This is a genomic window from Actinoplanes missouriensis 431 (assembly GCF_000284295.1).
Taxonomy (GTDB): domain Bacteria; phylum Actinomycetota; class Actinomycetes; order Mycobacteriales; family Micromonosporaceae; genus Actinoplanes; species Actinoplanes missouriensis.
In genome coordinates, this window is sequence record NC_017093.1 from 7,485,975 (window position 1) to 7,510,398 (window position 24,424).

Below are 24,424 nucleotides of genomic sequence, written 5' to 3' on the forward strand. Positions count from 1 at the left end.
AGAGCCATCGCCCGCGAGCAGTTCGGCGTCCCGCTCCGGGGAGCCGCCGAGGTAGTAGCGACCCGTCAGCGGCGGTGAGCCGTCAGCGGGCGGGGCGTCAGCGGCCCGGGGCGGGATGGCATCCCACCCTCGCCCGGACCGCGCACCACGTCGTCCTGGCATGGCGGATCACCGCATCAGAAGTCGACCGGCGGCAGCTCGGGGCCACCGGCGGCGTCGCCGGCGGTCTGGCCGACGCCGAGCTTCTCCAGGATCTTCTTCTCGATCTCGGCGGCGACGTCGGGGTTCTCTTTGAGGAACTCCCGCGCCTTCTCCTTGCCCTGGCCGAGCTGGTCGCCGTCGTACGTGTACCACGCGCCGGACTTGCGGATGATGCTCTGCTCGACGCCGACGTCGATGAGCGAGCCCTCCCGCGAGATGCCCTTGCCATACATGATGTCGAACTCGGCCTGCTTGAACGGCGCGGCCACCTTGTTCTTCACGACCTTGACGCGGGTCCGGTTGCCGACCACGTCGGTGCCGTCCTTGAGGGCCTCGATGCGGCGCACGTCGAGGCGGACCGAGGCGTAGAACTTCAGCGCGCGGCCACCGGTCGTGGTCTCGGGCGAGCCGAACATGACGCCGATCTTCTCGCGGAGCTGGTTGATGAAGATGGCGGTGGTGCCGGTGTTGCTCAGCACACCAGTGATCTTGCGGAGCGCCTGGCTCATCAGGCGGGCCTGCAGACCGACGTGGCTGTCGCCCATCTCACCCTCGATCTCGGCGCGCGGCACGAGAGCGGCCACCGAGTCGATGACGATGATGTCGAGCGCGCCGGAGCGGATCAGCATGTCCGCGATCTCCAGGGCCTGCTCACCGGTGTCCGGTTGGGAGATCAGCAGAGCGTCGGTGTCGACGCCGAGGGCCCGCGCGTAGTCCGGGTCGAGGGCGTGCTCCGCGTCGATGAACGCCGCGATGCCGCCGGCCCTCTGCGCGTTCGCCACGGCGTGCAGGGCGACCGTGGTCTTACCGCTCGACTCGGGACCGTAGACCTCGATGACGCGGCCTCGCGGCAGGCCGCCGACGCCGAGCGCCACGTCGAGAGCGATGGAGCTCGTCGGGATGACGGCGGTCTGCACGACCGGCCGCTCCCCGAGCCGCATCACGGACCCCTTGCCGAACTGCTTGTCGATCTGTGCCAGCGCGAGTTCGAGCGCCTTTTCCCGATCCGGACCTGCCATTGCCGCCACCCCAATATTCGACTTCGCGTTCGCGGTCTTCGCCGAAGAGCTTCTGTTCACCACGGCCGACACGGTATGCGGTGGGTACGACAAAAATCTCCTGCCCCACCCGGGCCTGTGGATAGCCGAGCCGCTGTGGACAATAGCCGAACACCTGTACGACGATCGAGCGACACGCCAGAACAAGCGTACGAAAAACGCGTCAGCGCAGGCGGGAAGGCACCCGATCGGGGTAAGCCGCCACCACTGCACGCCAGATAGTGGCGGTCTCGACACCCTGAGTTATTGCTTCGTCGATGGTGCGCCCGCCGAGCGCCGAAAAAGTTTGGTCCGTCGCGATGCTGCGCGCATACGCCGCCCCGAACGACTCCTCGAGCCGCCCCCAGAATTCTGTCAACCGCACCGTACGAGCGTACTCAAACGGTCGCCGCCACCTTCAGATCGTCGACCAGCCCCCGGTACGCCGCGTCCCGGTTGTCGGCGCGCAGCACCGCCGATGGATGGATCGTCGCGAGCGCCTGGATCTCGGCGACCGGGAAGTCCTCCGGGTGCTGCGCGGAGGCCGGCCACGGCATCAGCCGACCGCGCGACCGGGTCACCCGGAACGAGGGGCCGAGCAGCGCTTTCGCCGCGGTGGCGCCGAGCAGCACCACCAGCTCCGGCTGGAGCCGGGAGAACTCGGCGACCAGCCAGGGCCGGCAGGCGGTGATGTGCGTCGGGCCGGGCGTCTGGTGGATCCGCCGTTTGCCGCGCATCTCGAACCGGAAGTGCTTCACCGCGTTCGTGATGTAGAGCTGGGCCGGATCGATGCCGGCGTCGTCCACCGCCTCGCGCAGCAGCCGCCCGGCCGGGCCGACGAACGGCAGGCCGTGCTGGTCCTCCACGTCGCCGGGCTGCTCGCCGACGAAGACGATCCGCGCGTCCTCCGCGCCGCGGCCGAAGACGGTCTGGGTGGCGTCCTGGAACAGCTCGCAGCCGCGGCAACCGGCTGCCGCGGCTTTCAGCTCGGCGATGTCGCGGGGCTGCGGCGGCACCCACTGCTGCGCGCCGGGTGGCGCCTCGGTCGATGACATGGGCACCGTTTTACCCCCGGGGTCCGACAGGATGCCGTCCCCCGCGACACTTCCGGGGGACGAGAATCAACGGAACGGAAGAGCCACCCCCCGGGTACGGACGGAGGCGGCGACCGCTTCGGCCAGAAATGGGATCTCTTCAGCCGACAGGGTGCTGACCGTGATGCGAATGCCGGGGGCCGAGCGGATCCGGAAAAGGGAACCGGGGGCCACACCGTACCCCCGGTCGCGGAGCGACGAGACGGCCCGCAGCTCGTCGGGAACCGGGACCCAGACGTTGATCCCGGTCTCGCCGAAGGCGGGAACTCCCTGCGCATGCAGGGCGGAGAGCAGGCCCTCGCGCCGGGCGGCATAGGCCCGCGCGGCCTCGGCGACCTGCTCGGTGACCTCCGGATCGCGCCACAGCCGCAGCAGCAGCCGCTGGGTGATCGTGGAGACCCAGCCCATGCCGATCCGCATCCGGCCCACCACCCGGGCCACCGTGGTCTCGTCGCCGGCCATCACCGCGATCCGCAGGTCGGGGCCGAACGGCTTGGAGGCGGAGCGGACGAACGCCCAGGAACCGGTCACCGGGCCGACGCAGTGCGGCGGGCTGTCGGCCAGCTCGGCGGCGTGGTCGTCCTCGATCACCAGCACGCCGGGATGGGCGGTGAGCAGCTCACGCAGCAGGGCCGCACGGGGCTCGGAGACGGCGGCGCCGGTCGGGTTCTGCGCGCGGACCGTGATCACCGTGGCCCGCGCGCCGGACCGCAGCGCGGCGTCCAGCGCCTCCGGGTCCATCCCCTCGGTGTCGACGGCGACCGGGAGCGGGCGCAGGCCGAGCGCCGCGAGCAGGTCGATCAGGCCGCCCCAGCCCGGGTCCTCGATCGCGACCGCGTCGCCCTGGCGGAGATGGGCGGTGAGCAGTCGCTCGATCGAGTCGAGGGCGCCGGCGGTCACGGCGATCGACGCGCCGGTGACCGGCACCCCCTCGGCGAGCAGGCGGGGGCGGGCCGCGTCGATCAGCTCCGGCATGGTGACCGCCGACGCATAGCCCTGCGGGGGGCCGGTCTCGGCGGCGACCGCCGCCAGCGAGGGGCCGAGCGGGGGCAGAAGGCGCACGTCGGGCTCGCCGGACGAGAGATCGCGGACGCCGGCCGGCACCGGTGGCGCGAGGTCGGCGCGGAGCATCGCGACGGCGGGCCGGGACCGCACCCGGGTGCCGCGCCGGCCCTCGGTCTCGACGACGCCGCGCTGGCGCAGCTCCTGATAGGCCTTCGACACGGTGGCCGGGCTGACGTGCAGCGCGTCGGCCAGCACCCGCACCGACGGCAGCGCGGCGCCGAAGACCCAGTCGCCGCGCAGCACGCCCGCCTCGATGCTCGCCGAAATCTCGGCGGCGCTCCGGCCATCGACCTGATACTGTTCTGCCACAGATGCGATTCTGTACTAGTACAGCGCTCCCCGCAAGGAGACCCACCGATGACCGACCTCTATCAGCCGACCGAGCGCACCACCGCCACCCGCAGCCGCCACAAGATGCGGTATGACCGGGAGCTCGCTCACGCCATTCTGGACGAGGCGCTCGACTGCGCGGTCGGTTTCGTCGTGGACGGTGAGCCCTGCGTCCTCCCGAACCTGCACGTCCGGGTCGGCGACACCCTCTACCTGCACGGCTCCACCGGCTCCCGGATGATGCTGGCGGCCCGCGGCGAGGGCATCCCGCTCTGCGTCGCGGTCACGCTGCTGGACGGGATCGTCTACGCGCGATCCCAGTTCAACCACAGCGCCAACTACCGCTCGGTGGTCGTGCACGGCGCCGCCCGGCCGGTGACCGACGAGGCGGAGAAGGCGCGGGTGCTGACCGCCATCGCCGACAAGGTCGGTCCGGGGCGCTCGGCGGACAGCCGGCCCGGCGACCGGCGCGAGCTCGCGCAGACCAGCCTGCTGGCGCTCCCGCTCGCCGAGGTGTCGGTCCGGGTGCGTTCCGGCGGGGTCGGCGACGAGCCCGAGGACCTGGACTTGCCGTACTGGGCGGGCGTCCTGCCGTTGCGTACCGTTGCCGGCCCGCCGGAGCCCGACGCCGGGGTGACCCAGGCGCCCCCGGCCTACCTGCCGGGATCGCCGTCGGCATGGCAGACGCCGGTCGTGCTGGAGGGCGAGCATGTGCGGCTCGAGCCGCTGACGCCGGGTCACGTGCCGGGCCTGTTCGCGGCGCTCGCCGACGACGAGGTCTGGCAGCACATGCCGGTCGCCCGGCCGGACCGGCCGGAGCAGGTCGCCGACGTCGTCGCGATGCTCCTGCGCGGGCAATGGCAGGGGCACCGCTGCGCCTGGGCACAGATCGACCCCACGACGGGTACGGTGGTCGGCCTCACCACCTACCACGACATCGACACGGAGCTGAAGGCCGTCGCCATCGGCTACACCATGGTCGGCCGGAAATGGTGGCGGACCGGGGTCAACACCGAGGCGAAGCTGCTCCTTCTGGAGCGGGCGTTCGACGTGCTCGGCGCCGAGCGGGTGTTCTGGTACACCGACGTCCGCAACGAGCGCTCCCAGCGTGCCATCGCCCGCCTCGGCGCCAGCCGTGACGGCGTGATCCGGCGGCACCGGCGGCGGCCCGACGGCACCTGGCGGGACACCGTGATGTTCGCGATGACGGCCGACGAGTGGCCGGCCGCAGCGCAGCGGCTGCGCGATCGTCTGGCGGCTGCGACGCGAGAGGCATGACAGTGCTGGGCATCACCGACTTCTGGACCTACGTGCTCGGCGTGGTGGCGATCATCCTGCTGCCCGGGCCGAACTCGATCTTCGTGTTGTCGGTCGGGGCGCGGCGCGGTGTGCGGGCCGGTTACCTGGCCGCCGGTGGGGTGTTCCTCGGCGACGCGGTCCTCATGATCCTGTCGGCAACCGGGGTGGCGTCGCTGCTCAACACGTACCCTCCGCTGTTCCTGGTGTTGAAGTACGCCGGGGCCGCCTACCTCCTCTGGGTCGGTGTGAACATCATCCGCAGCGCGTGGGGCCGGTGGCGGAACCGGGGCGGGGCCACGACCGTCACCACCGAGGACATGCCGGGGCTGCAGCACCCGTTCCGGCGGGCCGCAGTGATCAGCCTGCTCAACCCGAAGGCGATCCTCTTCTTCATCTCCTTCTTCATCCAGTTCGTCGAGCCGGGGTACCCGCATCCGGCGCTGTCGTTCCTGGTGCTCGGCGCGGTCGTGCAGTTCTTCAGCCTGCTGTACCTGAGCGCGCTGATCTTCGGTGGGCGGTTCATGGCCGGGCAGTTCCAGCAGCGGCGGCGACTGGCCGCGGGCGCCTCGACGGGTGTGGGCGCACTCTTCGTCGGGTTCGGGATCAAGCTGGCGACGGCGAGCGCGGGCTGACCCGGTCCCTCAGATCTCGCCTCAGGTCTCCGCTCCCGTCTCAGCTGCGGCGGGCGGCGTCGGCGGGGTCCGGCGGGTGGTCGGTGTAGAACGTGGTGCGGACCATCCGGAGCTCGTCGAGGTGGGTGGCCCAGTCGGTGTCGGGGGTGGCCCAGCCGATGGCGAAGGCGTCGTCGCCGACCGTCAGCCATCGGGTGCTGACCCGGCGCAGCGTCCCGTCGTCGCGGTAACGGACATCCCAGTCGGCGGCCTGGTGGAGCAGTGGCACGGCGGCGACGCCGAGTGAGGCGTACCCGGGGATTCTGCCCTCTTTGCGGAGGCGCCGGTCCTCGGCGCGGCAGGCCTTCACCGGGCTGAGGGCCGGGTCACGGCCGGTGTCGAGGCTCATCGTCCGGGCGCCGGTCGGTTCGCGGAAGCAGTACAGGGTGCCGATCCGCTGATAGGTCCAGCCGTCCGGGACCGCCAGGTGGAAACCGGAGCCGTCGGTGAAATAGGACCATCCGGCCTGCAGGGTCCAGCCGTTGACGCCGCGGGCGGCGCCCTTCTGCGGGGTGGCGGGGAGCCCTGCCGGTGGGGCGGCGTCGCAGACGATCGGGGAGAAGCCGCCGGGGCGCGGGGTGGCTTTCCGTGAGGCCACCGGCTCCTTGGTGATCGGCTGGGATTCCGCCTGCGGGGAGGTGGGCACGGGCTTGGATGCCGGCGCGGGCTTGGATGCCGGCGCGGGCTTGCCTGTCGGCTTCGGCGCCGGGTCTCCCGTTGAGGGCTTCAGGGACGGCAGGACCGTGTCAGCCGGCGGCAGGACGACGGTGCCGGGGGTGTCGTCCCTGGTCAGCAGGCCGGCGAGGAGGCCCGTGGCGAGGAGGAGGACCAGGACGGCGGCGATCATCAGCTTGGGGCGGGGCGCACGGGCGGGGCGCACGGGGATCGGCGCGGCCTGCGGGGGGACGATGACCGGCAGGAGCGCCTTGCCCACGGGCCTTTCCGGGGGCGGGGGCCTCTCCGGGGTCTCGGGTTCTGCCGCGGTCTCGGGCTCTGCCGGGCTTTCGGGCTCTGCCGGGCTTTCGGGCTTTTCTCTGGCTACCGGAATTTCCGCGATTTCGGGCGTTCGCACCGGCCCCCGTACGGTAAGCGGGCCCCCATACAGCGTGATCACGCCCGTGAGGAACGGATCATTTCCGGTCTCGGGGATGTCCTGCCACTTCTCGGCCGGCGGCTCGGGCGCCGGCGCTGAGGGACTGCGGTCCTTCAGCGCCGGCGCTGAAGGACCGGACCAGACCAGGCCGGAGTCCTGGGAGTGCCAGTCGCCGACGCTCAGCGGCTCGTCGTCCGGCGCCGGCTCCGGCGCGGCCACGAACCAGACCTCGCCGGACGGCTCCTCGTCGGGTTTCGCCGGCTCCTCGACCGGCGAGCGCCGGGGCCTGCGCTGTCCCGGCACCAGCGGGCTGTCCCGGTGGTCCGAGGCGACGATGGCGAGCAACCGGCTCTCCACCTCGGCGGCGGTGAGCCGGTCAGCGGGTTCGTAGCGGAGCAGGCCGGCCAGGATCGGGGTGAGCGGCCCGGCCCGGACCGGCGGGTCGGGCGGCTCGGTGGCGAGCGCCGCGAGGGTGGCCATCGCGGTCTCCCGGGCGTACGGCGAGTGCCCCTCGACGGCGGCGTAGAGAGTCGCGCCGAACGACCACAGGTCCGACTCGACGGTGGAGGCGCCGTCGCGGGCGCGCTCCGGTGAGACGTACTGCGGGGAGCCGACGATCAGGCCGGGCATCGTGACGGTGCCGTCATCGACGAAGGTGGCGAGACCAAAATCGGTCAGCACCACGCGGCCGTCGGTGCCGATCAGCACGTTGTGCGGCTTCACGTCGCGGTGCAGGACGCCGGCCTGGTGCGCGGCGTCGAGCGCGTCGAGCACCGCCAGGCCGATCCGGGCGGCGCCGGCCGGGTCGTAGGGGCCCTCCTGGTGCAGGACCTGGTGCAGGGAGCGGGACGGGATGTACTCCATCACGATCCAGGAGATGCCGTCGGCGTGCACGACGTCGTAGACCCGGACCACGTGCGGGTGGCTGAGCCGGGCGGCACTGCGGGCCTCGCGCAGGGTGCGCTCACGAAGACGGTCCTGCTCGGCGCCGCTCATCCAGTCAGGAGGAACGATTTCCTTGATCGCGATGTCCCGGTGGAGCATCTCGTCGCGGGCCAGCCACACGCGCCCCATTCCCCCGGCGCCGACCGGCTCCAGAAGACGGTACCGGCCGGCGACGAGCATCTGCCTGACCGCCATCGGCACCCACCCATCACGTCGGGTATCAGGATAATCAGCACAGACCGCCCACGGAACGACGATCACCCGGTCGCCGCTCGGGACTGGCTCCGCCCGTACCCAGAAATTGTCGGACCCCCGAGAGAGGATGGTCGGCATGCGAGAGGTGCTCGAAACGTTCGGTCCGGCCACCCGCGAGTGGTTCACGGCCGCGTTCGCCGCGCCCACGCTCGCCCAGGCCGGAGCGTGGCGTGCGATCGGAGCGGGGCGGAACGCGCTGGTGGTGGCCCCGACCGGCTCCGGCAAGACGCTCGCGGCCTTCCTCTGGTCGCTGGACAAACTGGCGCGCGAGCCGGTGCCCGAGGAGGCCCGCCGGCGATGCCGGGTGCTCTACGTGAGCCCGCTCAAGGCGCTCGCGGTCGACGTGGAGCGCAACCTGCGGGCGCCGCTGACCGGCATCCGGCAGGCGTCCGGCCGGCTCGGCCTGCCCCCACCCGAGATCACCGTGGGGATGCGCACCGGCGACACCCCCGCCGAGGAGCGACGGCTCTTCTCCCGCACCCCGCCGGACATTCTGATCACCACGCCGGAGTCGCTGTTCCTGCTGCTCACGTCGGCCGCGCGCGACTCGCTCCGCGGCGTCGAGACGGTGATCATCGACGAGGTGCACGCGGTCGCGGCGACCAAGCGCGGCGCGCACCTGGCGCTCTCCCTGGAACGGCTGGACGCGCTGCTGGAGCGTCCGGCGCAGCGGGTCGGCCTCTCCGCGACGGTCCGGCCGATCGACGAGACGGCCCGGTTCCTCGGCGGCGCCCAGCCGGTCGAGATCGTGCAGCCACCCAGCGCCAAGACCATCGAGGTTTCGGTCGAGGTCCCGGTGGAGGACATGACCCGCCTCGACGAGGTCCCCGACCTCGACGCCGACGACCCGGGCGGCGGGCGGCACACGCCCTCGATCTGGCCGGCCGTGGAGGAGCGGGTCCTCGACCTGATCGAGGCGCACCGCTCCACGATCGTCTTCACGAACTCGCGACGCGGCGCCGAGCGGCTCTGCGCCCGGCTGAACGAGCTGGTGGTGGAGCGATCAGGGGAGCCCGTCCCCGTGGTCACCACGATGCCCGCCGCGGTCATGGCGCAGGCCGGCGCGACCGTCGGCGCACCTGCCGTGGTGGCCCGCGCCCACCACGGCAGCGTCTCCCGTGAGGAGCGCAAACAGATTGAGGAGGCGCTGAAATCCGGCACCCTGCCGGCCGTCGTCGCCACCTCCAGCCTGGAGCTCGGCATCGACATGGGCGCCGTCGACCTGGTGGTGCAGATCGAGGCACCGCCGTCGGTCGCGGCCGGGCTGCAGCGCATCGGCCGTGCCGGGCACCAGGTGGGCGCGGTCTCGCGGGGCGTGGTCTTCCCCAAGCACCGCGGTGACCTGCTCTCCTGCGCGGTGGTGGCGGAGCGGATGGGCGAGGGCGCGATCGAGGAGCTGCGCTACCCGCGCAACCCGCTCGACGTGCTCGCCCAGCAGATCGTGGCGATGGTCGCGATGGACGCCTGGCAGGTCGACGAGCTGGCCGCGCTGGTGCGCCGGTGCGCGCCCTTCGCCGAGCTGCCCGACTCGGCGCTGCACGCGGTCCTCGACATGCTCTCCGGGCGCTACCCGTCGACCGCCTTCGCCGAGCTGCGCCCCCGGCTGGTCTGGGACCGCGGCACCGACGAGCTCACCGGCCGGCCCGGCGCCCAGCGCCTCGCCGTGACCAGCGGCGGCACCATTCCGGACCGGGGGACCTTCGGGGTCTTCCTGGCCGGTTCGGAGCGGGCTTCGCGGGTGGGCGAGCTCGACGAGGAGATGGTGTACGAGTCACGCGTCGGTGACGTCTTCCTCCTCGGGTCCACGTCCTGGCGGATCGAGGACATCACGCCCGACCGGGTGCTGGTCTCCCCCGCGCCGGGAGCGCCGGCCCGGATGCCGTTCTGGAAAGGCGACTCCCCCGGCCGGCCGATCGAGCTGGGCCGGGCGATCGGGGCCCGGCTGCGCGGGCTCGCCCGGGCCGGCGACGAGAAGGCGACGGCCACGCTGCGCGACTCCGGGCTGGACGAGTGGGCCGCCGGCAACCTCGTGGCGTACCTGCGGGAGCAGCGTGAGGCGACCCGCCACCTGCCGGACGACCGGACCATCGTGGTCGAGCGGTTCCGCGACGAGCTCGGCGACTGGCGGATGACCGTGCACTGTGTGCTCGGCGCACGGGTCAACGCGCCCTGGGCACTGGCGATCGGCCGCCGGCTCTCCGAGCGGTACGGGGTGGACGGCCAGGTCATGCCCTCCGACGACGGCATCGTGATCCGCCTGCCGGACACCGCCGACGAGCCGCCCGGCGCCGACCTCGTCGCGTTCGACCCGGAGGAGATCGCGCAGATCGTCGAGGAGTCGGTCGGCACGTCCGCCCTCTTCGCGTCCCGGTTCCGTGAGTGCGCCGCCCGGTCGCTGTTGCTGCCCCGCCGCGACCCGCGCCGCCGCCAGCCGCTCTGGCAACAGCGCCAGCGGTCCGCGCAGCTGCTCGACGTCGCCCGCGAGTTCGCCGACTTCCCGGTCACCCTGGAAGCCGCCCGTGAGTGTCTGCGCGACGTCTTCGACGTGCCGGGCCTGGCCGGGCTGATGCGCGAGATCTCCGGGCGCAAGGTCCGCCTGGTCGAGGCCGAGACCCAGCGGCCCTCCCCGTTCGCCCGGTCACTGCTCTTCGGATACGTCGGAGCCTTCCTGTACGAGGGGGACGCTCCTCTGGCCGAGCGGCGCGCCGCCGCGCTGGCCCTCGACTCCACCCTGCTCGGCGAGTTGCTCGGCCGGGTCGACCTGCGGGAGCTGCTCGATCCGGGCGTGGTCGCCGAGACCGAGGCCCAGCTGCAGTGGCACACCGAGCAGCGCACACCACGCGACGCCGAGGACACGGCCGAGCTGCTGCGGCTGCTCGGTGACCTGTCCGCGGCCGAGCTGGCGTCGCGGGGCGCGCCCGAGGAGTGGGCGATCAGCCTGGAGAGCGCGCGCCGGGCGATCCGGATCCGGGTCGCCGGCGAGGAGCGGTGGATCGGGATCGACGACGCCGGGCGCTATCGGGACGCGCTCGGGGTGGCGCTGCCGGTCGGCATCCCCGAGGCCTACCTGGAGTCGGTGACGGATCCGCTCGGGGACCTGGTGGCGCGGTATGCGCGTACCCATGGGCCGTTCCTCGCCGCCACCTGCGCGGCGCGCTTCGGTCTCGGGGTGTTCGTCGTGGAGCAGGCGCTCAAACGGCTCAGCGCGACCGGGCGGGTGGTCTCCGGCGAGTTCTCCCCCGGCGGCGCCGGGACCGAGTGGTGCGACGCCGAGGTGCTGCGCATGCTGCGGCGGCGCTCGCTGGCCGCGCTGCGCCGCGAGATCGAGCCGGTGCCGCCGCGGGTGCTCGCCGCGTTTCTCCCCCGCTGGCAGCAGGTCGGCGGCAACGCCCGCGGCGTGGACGCGGTGGCCGCCGCGATCGAGCAGGTGCAGGGCGTGGCGGTGCCGGCCTCGGCGTGGGAGCGGCTGGTGCTGCCCGCGCGGGTGGCCGACTACGCACCGCCGCAGCTCGACGAACTGTGCGCCAGCGGCGAGGTGCTGTGGGCCGGGTCCGGCTCGATCACCGGCGGGGACGGGTGGGTGACCCTGGCGTACGCGGACAGCGCCCCGCTGCTTCTCCCCCCACCCGACGAGGAGTTCGCCGCCACGCCACTGCACCAGACCGTGCTGGAGGCGCTCGGCGACGGGCAGGCCCTGTTCTTCCGATCGCTCTCCGACCGGGTCGGCTCCACCGACGACACCGACCTGGCCGCCGCGATCTGGGACCTGGTCTGGGCCGGGCATCTCACCAACGACACGCTCGCGCCGGTGCGGGCGCTGCTCGGCGGCAGCGGAGCGCACCGGGCGAAAGCCGCGCCGGCCCGGTCCCGCTACCGGCGTCCGGGCCGCCCGGCCATGCCGTCGCGCACCGGCCCGCTGAACATGGTGGGCCGCTGGTCCCGGCTGCCCGACCGCGACCTCGACCCGACCCGGCGCGCGGCCGCGCTCGCCGACCTGCTGCTCGAACGGCACGGGGTGGTGACCCGCGGGGCGGTGATGGCGGAAGGCGTCACGGGCGGGTTCGCTGCCGTCTACCCGGTGCTGGCCGCACTGGAGGAACGCGGGGCGGCCCGGCGGGGCTACTTCGTGGAGGGACTCGGGGCGGCCCAGTTCGCGGTGCCGGGTGCGGTGGACCGGCTGCGTGCCCTCGCCGAGCCCGCCGAGCTCGCCAAGCGGACCGGGCCGGGCGCCGTGGTGCTGGCCGCCACTGATCCGGCCAACCCGTACGGCGCTGCCCTGCCCTGGCCGGACCGGGTGGTGGACAGCGGCGACGGCGAGCCGGTCGCCAAGGCCGGTCATCGGGCGGGACGCAAAGCCGGCGCGCTCGTGGTCCTCGTCGGCGGGGACGTGGTGCTCTATGTGGAGCGGGGCGGGCGAACCCTGCTGTCGTTCACCGACGATCCGGAGGCACTCGTCGCGGCCGGGCAGTCGCTGGCGGCGGCGGTGCGGTCGGGGGCGTTGGGGGCGCTGTCGGTGGAGCGGGCGGACGGGGAGTCGGTCAATGCTTCGCCGCTGCGGGACGCGTTGACGGCGGCGGGGTTCAGGGCTACGCCTCGGGGGTTGCGGTTGCGCGCTTAGGCGAGGGATCCGGGGCGGCTCGCTTGGGGCGCGGCCGGCCTGACGGGCGGGGTCGTGCCGCGGGTGCCGCGCGACGAACGGCGGGTGCCGAGCGGCGAGCGACCGCCGCTCGGCCCTGCCGTCGGCACCCTCCGGCTATCGCGCTCGCTACAGCTGCGGGGCCACCTCGGACGCCACCAGCTCGACGTGATCAATGTCGGACAAGTCCAGCACCTGCAGGAACAACCGGCCCGCGCCCGCCTCGCCGTACCGCTTGATGATCTCAACGGCCTCGGCCGGCGTGCCGACGATGCCGCCGTTCTCGCGCATCTCCTCGACCTCGCGACCGATGGCCGCTGCCCGGCGGCGCACCTCGGCGTCGTCGCGGCCGACGCAGAGGACCGCCGCGGCGGAGAAGTCGGGCGGCGTGGTGCGGCCGATCGCGGTGCTGGCGGCGCGGACCCGGTCGTACTGGGCCGGCAGGTCCTCGATCTTGGAGAACGGGACGTTGAACTCGGTGGCGTAGCGGGCCGCGAGGGCGGGGGTGCGCTTCTTGCCGTGGCCGCCGATGACGACCGGCAGCGGGGACTGCACCGGCTTCGGCAGCGCCGGCGAGTCGGTGAGCTGGTAGTGCTTGCCGTCGAAGGAGAACGACGAGCCGACCGGCGTCTTCCAGAGGCCGGTGATGATCTCCAGCTGCTCCTCGAGCCGGTCGAAGCGCTCGCCGACGGGCGGGAACGGGATGCCGTACGCCTGGTGCTCGGTGTCGAACCAGCCGCCGCCGAGGCCGAACTCGATGCGGCCGCCGCTCATCGCGTCGACCTGGGCCACCGCGATCGCCAGCGGGCCGGGCAGCCGGAACGTGGCGGAGCTGACCAGCGTGCCGAGCCGGATCCGGGACGTCTGCACGGCCAGCGCCGCGAGGGTGATCCAGGCATCCGTCGGGCCGGGCATGCCGGACACGTCGCCCATCTTGACGTAGTGGTCCGAGCGGAAGAATCCGTCGAAGCCACTGTCCTCGGCAGCCTTGGCCACCCGCAGGAGGTCGTCGTGGCTGGCGCCCTGCTGGGGTTCGGTGAAGATCACGAGACGCATGGATCAACACTGCCACGATGGCGGCGTGCCTGCCCCGCGCTTGGAAAGCACAGGCAGTAACGTGAAGCACCATGGCCGGTTATGAATGGATCAGCTTTACGACCGATTACGGCACGTTCGACGGTTTCGTCGCGGCCTGCCATGGCTCGATCGCACGGGTCGCTCCGCAGGCCCGAGTGATCGACGTCACCCACCACGTACCGCCGGCCGATGTCACCCGGGGTGCGGCGGTGCTGGCGCAGACCGCCCCCTACCTGCCGCCGTCGGTGCACCTCGCGGTCGTCGACCCGGGCGTCGGCACGGCCCGCCGGGGCATCGTGCTGACCACGCCGAACGGCCTGCTCGTCGGCCCCGACAACGGCCTGCTGATCTGGGCCGCCGAGGCGCTCGGCGGGATCGAGTCCGCGCACGAGCTGAGCAACAAGGACTGGACGCTCGGCGACGTCTCGCGCACCTTCCACGGCCGTGACCTCTTCGCGCCGGCCGCGGCCCGGCTGGCGGCGGGCGCGCCTGCCGCGGATGCCGGGCCGTCCGTGGCAACCCCCGATCTGGTACGCCTTCCGGACCCTGTCGTGACGATCGGGGACGGCTGGATCGAGGCCGAGGTGCTGACCGTCGACCGGTTCGGCAACGTGCAGCTGGCGGCCGGCGGATCGATGCTGTCCGGCCTGGGACCGGAACTCACCCTGAACGGCAACGTGCGGGCACGGCGCGGCACGACGTTCGCCGACGTGAACGCCGGTGAGCTGCTGGTCTTCGCGGACTCCGCGGACCGGGTGGCGATCGCGGTGAACAACGGCCGCGCGGTCGTGGTCCTGTCGGTCCGCCCCGGCGACATGATCCGCATCGCCGAGCGCCGATAGGGGCCGCAGGACAACACGGCGACCGGGTCAGATGCGGTGGTGGATCCAGACATTGGGCTCCACGTAGGCGGCGTGGTCCTGGGCCACGTCGCAATGGACCGGTGACAGCGCCCCCGGCACCTCCACCGGGCCGGTCGTGTCGAACGGCAGGCCGGTCCACGACCGCCACTGCTCCAGCGTCCCGCCGTAGACCATGCTCAGGTGCGCCACGTTGACGATCCGGCCGCCGGCACGCACGTGGACCCGCAGCCACGGGTCCACCGGGAGGCCGTCGGGACGCTGCTCATAGGCGTACACGTCAATGGGTTTGGTGATCTGAGCGGTCTTGCCGCTCGGCCGGACCGGCGCGATCAGGTCGGTGAATCCCAGCCGGGCCACGTTGTCGCGCATGGCGCTCAGCATGACGCCGGAGAGGCCGCTGCCGCGCAGGTCCGGGCGGATCATGATTTCCAGGGCGGAGACGATCGTCGGCTTGGTGCCGGCGAGGCGGTCGAGGGCTGCGGTGCGGATCGCCCAGTCCCAGCCGGTCTCCGGGAGCCCGTCGGCGATGTCGCCGGTGAAGGAGAGCGGCACCGCGTGTGCCTTCGCGACCGCGCGGCCGGTCTTCCGGTCCACCGCGAGCAGCGTGAACTCCGGCCAGAACTCCTCGAAGTGACGGTAGTAGAAGACGCCTGTCGGGTCTTTCGACATGAACACCGGCCAGCCGCCCTCGAGTTCGTCGAAGAGCGCGGTGCGGCCGGCGAGCGGGGCGATGTCCAAGTCCATGCGCGCCAGGATGTCAGCGCGCGGCCGCCGGGAAAACCGATTAAGAGATGTCAGCGCGCGGCCGCCGGGAAAACCGATTAAGAGATGTCAGCGCGCGGCCGCCGGGAGAACCGATTAAGAATGGAGGCATGCCGGAAGGGGACACCGTTTGGAACACCGCCCGCGTGCTGGAGAAGGCGCTCAGCGGTGACGTGCTGACCGGGTCGGACTTCCGGGTGCCGCGGCTGGCGACCACCGACCTGACCGGGTGGACCGTGGCCGAGTCGGCTAGCCGCGGGAAGCACCTGCTGCTACGCCTCACGAAAGGCACCACACGAATGACCCTCCACTCGCATCTGCGGATGGAGGGGGCCTGGCGTGCCTATGCGCCCGGGGAGCGCTGGACGGCCCGGCCGGCGCACCTGATCCGGGTGGTGCTGCGGACCGCGCGGTCGGTGGCGGTCGGGTACCACCTGCACGAGGTGACGCTGATCCCGACCGCCGAGGAGGAGAAACTGGTCGGTCATCTCGGCCCGGACCTGCTCGGCGCCGACTGGGATCCGGCGGAGGCGGTCCGCCGGATCAGCGCGAAACCGTCGGCGTCGATCGCGGAGGCGCTGCTCGACCAGCGGAACCTGGCCGGTGTGGGCAACCTCTACAAGGCGGAGACGCTGTTCCTGCGCGGTCTCTGGCCGTGGACGCCGGTGGAGCGGGTGCAGGATCTATTGGGGACCGTCACGATGGCGCAGAAACTGGTGGCGTCCAACCGGGGCCGGTGGACGCAGACCACGACCGGCTCGCTGCGGCGCGGGCAGACCAGCTATGTCTACGGCCGGCGGGCCCAGCCGTGCCGCCGCTGCGGCAGCGCCATCCAGAAAGCCGAGCAGGACGAGCGCGTCACTTACTGGTGTCCGCGCTGCCAGCCCGCTCCGACGGAATCTTGATCTCGTTGGTCCGCAGCTCGGCCAGGCCCTCCGCGAAACCACGCAGCCGGTCGGCCGCCTCGATCAGACCGAAGTACGCCGGGTGGCGGCTGTCGGCGACCGGATGCCCGTCCTCCGCGACGTAACTCGCGGCGGCGGCGACGAGGTTCTCGTACTCCAGCACGCCCTCGGTGAACTGCTCGGCCAGACCCGCGTGCGAGCGCTCCAGCACCTCACGCCGGTCCGGGTGGCTCAGCGGGATGGCCCGCTCCACACTCGCCACCCGCTGGCCCAGCTCGCGCAGCCACTGCTCGGCGCCGGCCGCCTCGATCGCGGCCGGCTCGCCGAGCCCGGTCAGCAGGCCGCTGAGGCCCGCCATGGTCTGCGACGCGCGGTCCAGCCGGTCCCAGCTGTCGGCGATCGCGGAGCCGCGCAGCGCGTAACGGTTCTTCTGCCGGCGGACCTCCTGCAGGACCGTGCGGCCGGCCGGGATGCGCTCCAGCGCGGCCGTCAGTTTCGGCGAGCCGATCGCCGGGGGCGGCGGCGGGGGCGCGGGTGTCGCGGCGAGCTCCCGGTGGTCGCTCCAGCGGAACCAGGCGAGCACGGCCGAGCCGCCGGCGGCAGCCGCCCACGCGGCGTCGGCGATGCCGATCCCCGCGTAGGGCGTCAGGACCACCGCGGCGCCGGTGAACCCCGCCCCGAGCACGCTCCACCGGCGTGCCGCGCCGCGCAGCCGCTTGAGCCGCCGGAAATACCTGGTCCGCTCGTCCACCCGTCAGTCCTCCCCGAACTCAGCCGGCAGCGGTGGTGTCGCCCCGCTTCTGGTTCATGCTGGCGCGGATCTCGTCGAGCCGGGCCACGCTGGCCGGGTCGGCGGCCGGCGGGGTGGACTGGCCGACGGCGGGCTGCGCCGCGGTGCCACCCAGTTTCTCGCCGGCCATGCTGGCCCGGATCTGCTCCAGCCGGGACGAGCCGGCCAGGTCCAGGCTGGACTTCTGCACCTCCAGGATCCGCCCCTCGACGGAGTTGGAGGCGAGCTCGGCGCGACCCATGGCGTTCGCGTAGCGCTCCTCGATCTTGTCGCGCACCTGGTCCAGCGACGGGGTGTTGCCCGGCGCGGCGAGCTGCGACATCGACTCGAGCGATTTCGCCACGGTCTCCTGCATCTTGGCCTGCTCGAGCTGGCTCAGCAGGCGGGAGCGCTCGGCGATGCGCTGCTGCAGCACCATCGCGTTGTTCTCCACCGCCTTGCGGGCCTGGCCGGCCGCGGCGAGCGCCTGGTCGTGCAGGGTCTTGAGGTCTTCCATCGACTGCTCGCCGGAGACCAGCTGGGTCGCCAGCGTCTGCGCGGTCGCCTCGTATTTCTGGGCCTCGGCCTCGTCGCCACCGGCGCGGGCACGGTCGGCCAGCACGAGCGCCTGCCGGGCCATGCCCTGCAGTTTCTCGACCTCGGACATCTGCCGGGACAGCTTCATCTCGAGCTGCCGCTGGTTGCCGATGACGGCCGCGGCCTGCTGCACGAGCGCCTGGTGCTGTCGCTGGGCGTCCTCGATGGCCTGCTGGATCTGAACCTTCGGGTCGGCGTATTCATCGATTTTCGCGCCGAAGAGCGCCATCATGTAATGCCAGCCCTTGACGAACGGATTCGCCATCTCGTGGTGTCCCCTCAAATGTCGCTCCGCCGGACGCGCTGCCTCGGCCCGGTGAGCCTCGGTGGCGCGAACCCCATCGTGTCAGCCCGACGCCAGTGACGTCACGTGTCCTACGGGGGATCTCAGGGTTCTCCCCCGGCTTCGAGGCTACGCTCCCCCGGGCCGGACGACACGTGCCGCAGACACAGAAACGCACCGGAACCCGCCCGGTGCGCCCCCGAAAAGATGATCATGCAGCGTAGACGACGTCCCGCTTCTTCCGTGTCGCGTGCAGCGTCGCTTTCAGCGGTGAGTCCTGGCGCACCGAGACGGAGACGTTTCCATCCGTCGCCTTGTCCTCGACCGGGACGAGCACGCCTTCCATGTTCTCCGCGAGGGCGAGAGTGTTGCTGACCTCACTGAGCAACTCGGAGAGGCGGGCCCCGAGCGCGTCACAGATCGCCGCGAGCAGCTCGCTGGACGCCTCTTTCTGACCGCGCTCGATCTCGGACAGGTATCCCAGGCTCACATTCGCAGCTGTCGACACCTCGCGCAGCGTGCGGTGCTGTCCCTGCCGGCGCGCCCGAAGTGCGTCGCCGATAACGCGGCGTAGCAGGACCATGGCACCTCCTCCTGCGGGCGGGGCCGCCGGCATACGCCGGAGGCTTCCCGCAACCGTACCTGGCGCGAGCCATGCCGACATCCCGCCCCGCCGAATTCCCGGACCCACCGGCCGGCGGCCTATCCGGACAACGATCATGGGACCGGGAGAATTCCCAGTTCAGGCGCGAGCCGGTGTGGCGCGGAGAGCGTCGGTGAGCAATTGCAGGACGGCCGTCACACTTTCGGTGCGGACGGCGTCCCGGTTTCCGTCGAGTTGCAGCTCGCGCACCTCGGCGACCCCCGGGCCGGAAACGGCGACATACACCAGGCCGACCGGCTTGCCGCCCTGTGGCTCCGGGCCCGCGACGCCGGTGGTGGCCAGGCCCCAGTCCGCGCCGCAGCGCTCGCGGGCGCCGGACGCGAGCTCGGCGGCCACGTCCCGGTCCACCGGCCCCCGCTCTTCGAGCAATTCCTCCGGTACGCCGGCGAGCCGCGCCTTGAGCTCGGTGGCGTAGACCACCATTCCCCCTCGGTACACCGAACTGACGCCGGCGATCTCCACGATGGTGGCGGCCACCAGGCCACCGGTGAGCGACTCGGCGGTCGCCAGCGTCTCATGCCGCTCGACGAGCTGGTGCACCGCTGCCGCCGCGGCCACTGACATCTCCACCACGAACTCCTACCGCCGTGCGCCCGCCCGCAAGCGCAACGCCTCCACCAGGTACGCCACCCCGGTCACCACGGTGACCACGAGCGCGGCGCCCATGAGGCATACCCCGATCAGGCGCGCCGATTCCGGAACCGGCCACAGGTACCAGGCGATCGCCACGATCTGCAGCCCGGTCTTGAGCTTGCCACCCCGGGAGGCCGGAATGATGCCGTACCGGATCACCCAGAACCGCAGAGCGGTGACTCCCCACTCGCGGACCAGGATGGCGATCGTGACCCACCAGGGCAGGTGGTCGTAGGCGGAGAGCAGCACCAGAGCCGTACCGGTGAGGGCCTTGTCCGCGATCGGGTCGGCGACCTTGCCGAACGACGTGACCAGATGCCACCGGCGGGCGATCCACCCGTCCACGAAGTCGGTCGCGGAGGCCACGCAGAACGCCAGACAGGCGGCGATCCGCCAGTCCGGGTCGGTCATCTCGGACGCGATGACCAGAGCCACGAAGACGGGGATGAGCACGATCCGGACCACGGTCAACGCGTTCGCCGCGTTGTAGAGCGACACCACGCGCGGCGCGGGCACCGGAGCAGGCTCGTTGGTCACCGCGCCACCGGCGCTGCCGAGATCATCTCCACCGGCACCGCGATCAGGTCGACGCCCTCGGTGCCGGTGACGGTGGCCCGGACCAGGTCACCGGGGCGCAGGGCGGACAGGTCGACGCCGCTCTCCCCGGCGACGAGCGTGGTGGAGCCGTCGACCTCGGGGGCCTGGTGCTCGGCGCGGCCCTCGACCTCGTCGCCCTCGATCGTGTCGACGAGCACCTCGACGGTGGCGCCGATCCGCTCCTCGGCGCGCTGGGCACACAGCTCCTCGGCAAGCGCGGTGATCCGCTCGTACCGCTTCTGGACGGTCTCCTGGTGGACCTTGCCGGTCATGCCGGCGGCCTCGGTGCCGTCCTCGTCGCTGTAGTCGAAGATGCCGATCGCGTCGAGCCGGGCCTCGTTGAGGAAGCGGACCAGCTCCTCGTACTCCTGCTTGGTCTCGCCGGGGAAGCCGACGATGAAGTTGCTCCGGGCGCCCGCCTGCGGCGCGAACCTGCGGGCCGAGTCGAGCAGCTCGAGGAAGCGCTCGGTGGAGCCGAACCGGCGCATCCGGCGCAGCACCGTCTCGCTGGAGTGCTGGAAGGAGAGGTCGTAGTAGGCCGCGACGCCGGGCGTGGTGGCGATCGTCTCGACCAGGCCGGGGCGGGTCTCGGCGGGCTGGAGGTAGCTGGCGCGCACCCGGACGATGCCGTCGACCGCGGCGAGCTGCGGCAGCAGTTTCTCCAGCAGGCGCGGGTCGCCCAGGTCCTTCCCGTACGACGTGCTGTTCTCGCTCACCAGGACGAGCTCGCGGACGCCGGTCTTGGCCAGCCACTCCGCCTCGGCGAGCAGCTCCTGCGGGTCGCGGGAGACGAAGGCGCCGCGGAACGCCGGGATCGCGCAGAACGAGCAGCGCCTGTCGCAGCCGCTGGCCAGTTTGAGCGACGCCACCGGGCCGGTGTCCAGCCGGCGGCGCAGCACGGTGCGCAGGTGGGCCGGGGTGTGCTCGTCGACGGTGGCGTGACCGGGGACGACGACCTTGGCGGCGCGCCGCTCCACCGGAGTGATCGGGAGCAGCTCGCGGCGGTCCCGCGGGGTGTGCGCGTCGAGGCTCTCGCCGCGCAGCACGGCGTCGAGCCGGTCGGTGATGTCGGTGTAGTCGTCGAAGCCGAGGACCGCGTTCGCCTCGGGGAGGTTGTCGGCGAGCTCCTTGCCGTACCGCTCGGCCATGCAGCCGGCGGCCACCACCTTGGCGCCGGTGTCGGCGGCCGCGAGCAGCGTGTCGATCGAGTCCTGCTTCGCCTTCTCCACGAAGCCGCAGGTGTTCACGACGACCACGTCGGCGCCCTCGGCGTCGGTGCCCACCTCCCAGCCCCCGGCGTCGAGACGGGCGGCGAGCTCTTCCGAGTCGACCTCGTTACGGGCGCAGCCCAGGGTCAGCAGGGCGACGCGGCGGGAAGAAGGGGTTGCAGACACCCCGTAAGGTTAGCGGCCTTCTGAAGCACCGACTTCGTCCGCTCGGCCGGTAACCCGCAGAACACGAATTGTTCATCAAGGTCAATACGTGGGGTAAATGTCACCCAGGTAGATTTCTCGATTTGTGCAGCCATTCCGAAATCGGGGGATTTTCCCGGAAGTAACGCTCATTCTAGCCCTGGCCGTCATCGCGGGGGCCCTGCGCTACCTGGGGTTCGGCCTGGTGTCCGGCGACTACGAGGGCTTTCTGCGGCCGTGGGCGCAATTCATCGCGGCGAACGGCGGATTCGACGCCCTCGCGCATGATTTCGCCGATTACAACGTTCCGTACCTCTATGTCCTGACCGCGCTCACCTGGCTCGCCACCCACTCCCCGCTCGGCATGATGCTCCTCGTCAAGCTGACCTCTGTCGCGTTCGACGTGGTGATGGCGTACTACGCCGGGCGGATCGTCGGACTGCGGTGGCCGGACTGGCGGATCCGGGCGCTCGCCGCCGTGAGCGTGCTGCTGCTCCCCACCGTCGTGCTGAACGGCGCCTACTGGGCCCAGTGCGACTCGATCTACACCGCGCTGACCCTGGCCGGGCTCTACCACCTGCTGCGGGACCGGCCCTGGTGGGGCGTCGCGCTGCTCGGGCTCAGCCTCACCGTCAAACTCCAGGCGATCTTCGTCTTCCCGGCCCTGCTGACCCTGCTGCTGGCCGGGCGGATCCGCTGGCGGCACCTGCTGACGATCCCGGCGGTCTACCTGCTCTGCGCGGTGCCGGCGTGGCTGGCCGGCCGGCCGTTCGGCGACCTCATGCTGATCTACCTGCACCAGTCCGGCCAGTACGGCGGCCTGACACTGGGCGCGCCGTCGATCTACGCGTACGTCCGGCCCGGCGAGCAGCTCGACACGATCCGGACCGCCGGCTCGCTGCTCGCGGTCGCCGCCGTGCTGGTCGTCATCTGCGTGCTGCTGATCCGGCGGATCCGGTTCGACCGGACCGGCACGGTGCTGCTCTTCGCGACGTTCAGCATCCTCGTGCCGTTCCTGCTGCCGAGCATGCACGAGCGGTACTTCTTCCAGGCCGAGGTGCTGGCGGTCGTCGCCGCGTTCTGGCTGCCCCGCGAGCTCTGGTACGTGCCGCTGCTGACCCAGGCGGCCACGTTCGCCGAGTACCAGGACTACCTCTTCGGCACTCCGGAGGTCGTCGATCTGCGGATCCTCGCCCTCCTCACCGGGGCGGCGCTGGTCGCCACCGCGTCCCGGCTGCTCCGCCACGACCGGGAGCCCGATCCACCCGTACCGGTGCAGGCGGAGGCACCGACGCCCGCGCCGGTGGAGGAGACGGCCCGGGTCCCGCAGCCCGTCTGAGTGAGACCTAGCTCTCGCAGGAGCGCCCGAAAACGCTGGTACCGGTATCTTCCGTCCATCTGTGTCGATCGCGCTGACGGGGAGCGACGTTGGACGGAGAAAGAAAACGGGCTGCGCCGGAGCTGCTGCTCACCATCGCGCTGGTCGCGGTGGCTGTCGCGGTACGCCTTCTCGGGCTGGGACTGGAGACCTACGACTGGCTCTGGTACCTGGACCCGTGGACCCGGTTCATCGCGGAGAACGGTGGCTTCGCCGCGCTGAAATTCCAGTTCGCGGACTACAACGTCCCGTACCTCTACCTGCTCACCGGCTTCGTCTGGCTGTCCCAGCACACGCCGCTCGACGTCCTGGCCTGGATCAAACTGGGCTCGGTGGTCTTCGACGCCGTGCTGGCGGTCTACGCCGCCCGGATCGTGGCTCTGCGCGGTCCGGGCTGGCGGATGCCGCTGCTCGCCGGGCTCACCGTGCTGCTGCTGCCGACCGTCGTGCTCAACGGCGCGTACTGGGGGCAGTGCGACACGATCTACAGCTCGTTCGCGGTGGCCGGGCTCTACTACCTGCTCCGCGGCCGGCCGTGGGTCGGTACCGCGCTGATCGGTGTGGCCTTCGCCTTCAAGCTGCAGGCGATCTTCCTCTTCCCGGTTCTCGCCGCTCTGCTGCTGACCGGCCGCCTGCGGTGGCGGTGCGTGATCACCATCCCGGCGGCCTACGTGCTGTTCGCGGTGCCGGCGTGGCTCGCCGGGCGGCCGTTCGGCGAGCTGATGCTGATCTACGCGAACCAGACCGGCAAGTTCCCGCAGCTCACCTACAGCGCGCCGAGCATCTACTCCTTCCTGCGCCCGGCGCCGCAGTACCTGGACATGGTCCGTACCGCCGGTGTGCTCTTCGCCGTGGCCGCGTTCCTCGCCCTGGTCTTCCTGCTCCTGGCGCGCCGGGTGGAGCTCGACACCGAGCACGTCGTCTACCTGGCGGCGGCGTCCGCGCTGATGGCGCCGTTCCTGCTGCCGGGCATGCACGAGCGGTACTTCATGCTGGCCGAGGTGCTGACCGTGGTCGCCGCGTTCTGGGCGCCGCGCAAGCTCTGGTTCGTCCCGGTGCTGGTGCAGGCCGCGTCGATCATCACCTACCAGACCTATCTGGTGCAGGCCAAGCCGGCGCCGGTGGATCTGCGGCTGCTCACGCTGCTGGTCCTCGCGGCGCTCGCCACACTCGTCGGCCGCCTGTTCCGGGGCTCTCTAGCGCCAACGCCGGTTAGCAATACGATTGCCGGGTGACGAACCCGGAAGACCTCGCGGCCATCGCCGCGCTCACCGACAGGGTACGGCGGGACGCATACCGCGCCGTGTCGGACGCGCGGCCGGCGCCGATCGGGCGGGACGAGGTGGCCGAGGCGCTCGGCGTCGGCCGGTCGCTCGCCGCTTTCCACCTCGACAAACTGGTCGACGCGGGACTGCTCGAGGTGTCGTACGCCCGCCGGTCGGGCCGGACCGGCCCCGGCGCCGGGCGTCCCGCCAAGCTCTACCACCTCACCGCGGCGGAGCATTCGGTCAGCGTGCCGCCGCGCGCCTACCGCACCGCCGCCGGGCTGCTGGCCGAGACCCTGGAGCGGCTCGGGGCGGACGAGGCCCTGGCGAAGGTGGCACGGGCACACGGCCGCTCACTCGGCGACCTGTCCGCGCTCGGCTACGAGCCCGACTTCTCCGACCACACGGCGATCTTCCGGAACTGCCCCTTCCACCAGCTCGCCGAGCAGTTCCCCCCATTGATCTGCGGGATGAACCTGGCACTCGTCGAGGGGATCGTGGAGGGCAGCGAGTGGACCGCCCGGATGGACGCGGCGCCTGGCCGGTGCTGCGTGACGTTGTCTAAAAAGCAAACTGATTGACTTTAGAAGGCC

21 protein-coding genes are annotated in these 24,424 nt (G+C 71.8%); 8 read left to right on the forward strand and 13 right to left on the reverse strand.

What is annotated here, in order from left to right; genetic code table 11:
• Positions 1-176: 176 nt before the first annotated feature.
• The 4 genes from recA to AMIS_RS34080 all read right to left on the reverse strand — a co-directional run bounded on the left by recA (position 177) and on the right by AMIS_RS34080 (position 3,706).
• Positions 177-1,220, reverse strand: coding sequence for a recombinase RecA (gene recA, locus AMIS_RS34065; protein WP_014447016.1), 1,044 nt, complete (start codon positions 1,218-1,220; stop codon positions 177-179).
• A gap of 202 nt (positions 1,221-1,422) precedes the next feature.
• Positions 1,423-1,623, reverse strand: a complete 201-nt coding sequence (locus AMIS_RS34070) for a DUF3046 domain-containing protein (RefSeq protein WP_041830238.1) — start codon at positions 1,621-1,623, stop codon at positions 1,423-1,425.
• 13 nt (positions 1,624-1,636) lie between these two features.
• Complete coding sequence (locus AMIS_RS34075) at positions 1,637-2,293, reverse strand: UdgX family uracil-DNA binding protein (protein WP_014447017.1); 657 nt, start codon at positions 2,291-2,293, stop codon at positions 1,637-1,639.
• Between the two features lie 66 nt (positions 2,294-2,359).
• A complete protein-coding gene (locus tag AMIS_RS34080; protein ID WP_014447018.1) occupies positions 2,360-3,706 on the reverse strand; it encodes an aminotransferase class I/II-fold pyridoxal phosphate-dependent enzyme in 1,347 nt (448 codons plus the stop codon).
• Positions 3,707-3,754: 48 nt separating this feature from the next.
• Between AMIS_RS34080 and AMIS_RS34085 the strand changes: the two genes are divergently transcribed.
• Together AMIS_RS34085 and leuE are read left to right on the forward strand one after the other, a co-directional pair.
• A complete protein-coding gene (locus AMIS_RS34085) occupies positions 3,755-5,005 on the forward strand; it encodes a bifunctional pyridoxamine 5'-phosphate oxidase family protein/GNAT family N-acetyltransferase (RefSeq protein WP_014447019.1) in 1,251 nt (416 codons plus the stop codon).
• Positions 5,002-5,658: a leucine efflux protein LeuE gene (gene leuE / locus AMIS_RS34090; protein ID WP_014447020.1), complete on the forward strand. Its 657-nt coding sequence runs from the start codon at positions 5,002-5,004 to the stop codon at positions 5,656-5,658. Before AMIS_RS34085 ends, leuE begins: the two co-directional genes overlap by 4 nt.
• A gap of 40 nt (positions 5,659-5,698) precedes the next feature.
• Here leuE and AMIS_RS44410 read toward each other — a convergent pair whose 3' ends face one another.
• Positions 5,699-7,930 (reverse strand): serine/threonine-protein kinase, encoded by a 2,232-nt coding sequence (locus AMIS_RS44410; protein ID WP_014447021.1) that lies wholly within the window; start codon positions 7,928-7,930, stop codon positions 5,699-5,701.
• 127 nt (positions 7,931-8,057) lie between these two features.
• On the opposite strand from AMIS_RS44410, the gene AMIS_RS34100 reads away from it, so the two are divergent.
• A complete protein-coding gene (locus AMIS_RS34100; protein WP_014447022.1) occupies positions 8,058-12,608 on the forward strand; it encodes an ATP-dependent helicase in 4,551 nt (1,516 codons plus the stop codon).
• A 147-nt stretch (positions 12,609-12,755) separates the two neighbouring features.
• On the opposite strand, the gene AMIS_RS34105 is transcribed toward AMIS_RS34100, so the two are convergent.
• Positions 12,756-13,682, reverse strand: a complete 927-nt coding sequence (locus tag AMIS_RS34105) for an LLM class F420-dependent oxidoreductase (RefSeq protein ID WP_014447023.1) — start codon at positions 13,680-13,682, stop codon at positions 12,756-12,758.
• A 71-nt stretch (positions 13,683-13,753) separates the two neighbouring features.
• Between AMIS_RS34105 and AMIS_RS34110 the strand changes: the two genes are divergently transcribed.
• Entirely contained in the window at positions 13,754-14,545 is a 792-nt protein-coding gene (locus AMIS_RS34110; protein ID WP_014447024.1) for an SAM hydrolase/SAM-dependent halogenase family protein, read from the forward strand.
• 27 nt (positions 14,546-14,572) lie between these two features.
• Here the strand turns inward: AMIS_RS34110 and AMIS_RS34115 are convergent, their stop codons facing one another.
• Positions 14,573-15,310 carry a hypothetical protein gene (locus AMIS_RS34115; protein WP_014447025.1) on the reverse strand — a complete coding sequence of 246 codons (738 nt, stop codon included), beginning with the start codon at positions 15,308-15,310 and terminating at the stop codon, positions 14,573-14,575.
• Between the two features lie 128 nt (positions 15,311-15,438).
• Here AMIS_RS34115 and AMIS_RS34120 point away from each other — a divergent pair, with 128 nt between their 5' ends.
• The gene (locus AMIS_RS34120; RefSeq protein WP_014447026.1) at positions 15,439-16,233 is read left to right on the forward strand and encodes a DNA-formamidopyrimidine glycosylase family protein; all 795 of its coding nucleotides are present in this window, start codon (positions 15,439-15,441) and stop codon (positions 16,231-16,233) included.
• Here AMIS_RS34120 and pspM read toward each other — a convergent pair.
• The 6 genes from pspM to rimO all read right to left on the reverse strand — a co-directional run bounded on the left by pspM (position 16,187) and on the right by rimO (position 21,170).
• Positions 16,187-16,984: a phage shock envelope stress response protein PspM gene (gene pspM / locus AMIS_RS34125; RefSeq protein ID WP_014447027.1), complete on the reverse strand. Its 798-nt coding sequence runs from the start codon at positions 16,982-16,984 to the stop codon at positions 16,187-16,189. The genes AMIS_RS34120 and pspM overlap by 47 nt on opposite strands.
• A 19-nt stretch (positions 16,985-17,003) precedes the next feature.
• A complete protein-coding gene (locus AMIS_RS34130) occupies positions 17,004-17,864 on the reverse strand; it encodes a PspA/IM30 family protein (RefSeq protein WP_014447028.1) in 861 nt (286 codons plus the stop codon).
• 229 nt (positions 17,865-18,093) lie between these two features.
• Entirely contained in the window at positions 18,094-18,465 is a 372-nt protein-coding gene (locus AMIS_RS34135; protein ID WP_014447029.1) for a helix-turn-helix domain-containing protein, read from the reverse strand.
• Between the two features lie 159 nt (positions 18,466-18,624).
• Complete coding sequence (locus AMIS_RS34140) at positions 18,625-19,110, reverse strand: CinA family protein (protein WP_041831565.1); 486 nt, start codon at positions 19,108-19,110, stop codon at positions 18,625-18,627.
• Between the two features lie 15 nt (positions 19,111-19,125).
• Positions 19,126-19,716: a CDP-diacylglycerol--glycerol-3-phosphate 3-phosphatidyltransferase gene (pgsA, locus tag AMIS_RS34145; RefSeq protein ID WP_014447031.1), complete on the reverse strand. Its 591-nt coding sequence runs from the start codon at positions 19,714-19,716 to the stop codon at positions 19,126-19,128.
• Entirely contained in the window at positions 19,713-21,170 is a 1,458-nt protein-coding gene (rimO, locus tag AMIS_RS34150; protein WP_014447032.1) for a 30S ribosomal protein S12 methylthiotransferase RimO, read from the reverse strand. Before rimO ends, pgsA begins: the two co-directional genes overlap by 4 nt.
• 223 nt (positions 21,171-21,393) lie before the next feature.
• On the opposite strand from rimO, the gene AMIS_RS34155 reads away from it, so the two are divergent.
• The 3 genes from AMIS_RS34155 (at position 21,394) to AMIS_RS34165 (ending at position 24,412) form a co-directional block, all read left to right on the forward strand.
• Positions 21,394-22,527, forward strand: a complete 1,134-nt coding sequence (locus tag AMIS_RS34155) for a glycosyltransferase 87 family protein (protein WP_051042249.1) — start codon at positions 21,394-21,396, stop codon at positions 22,525-22,527.
• A gap of 89 nt (positions 22,528-22,616) precedes the next feature.
• Entirely contained in the window at positions 22,617-23,801 is a 1,185-nt protein-coding gene (locus AMIS_RS34160; protein ID WP_014447034.1) for a glycosyltransferase 87 family protein, read from the forward strand.
• The gene (locus tag AMIS_RS34165; RefSeq protein ID WP_014447035.1) at positions 23,798-24,412 is read left to right on the forward strand and encodes a helix-turn-helix transcriptional regulator; all 615 of its coding nucleotides are present in this window, start codon (positions 23,798-23,800) and stop codon (positions 24,410-24,412) included. Before AMIS_RS34160 ends, AMIS_RS34165 begins: the two co-directional genes overlap by 4 nt.
• Positions 24,413-24,424 lie beyond the last annotated feature (12 nt).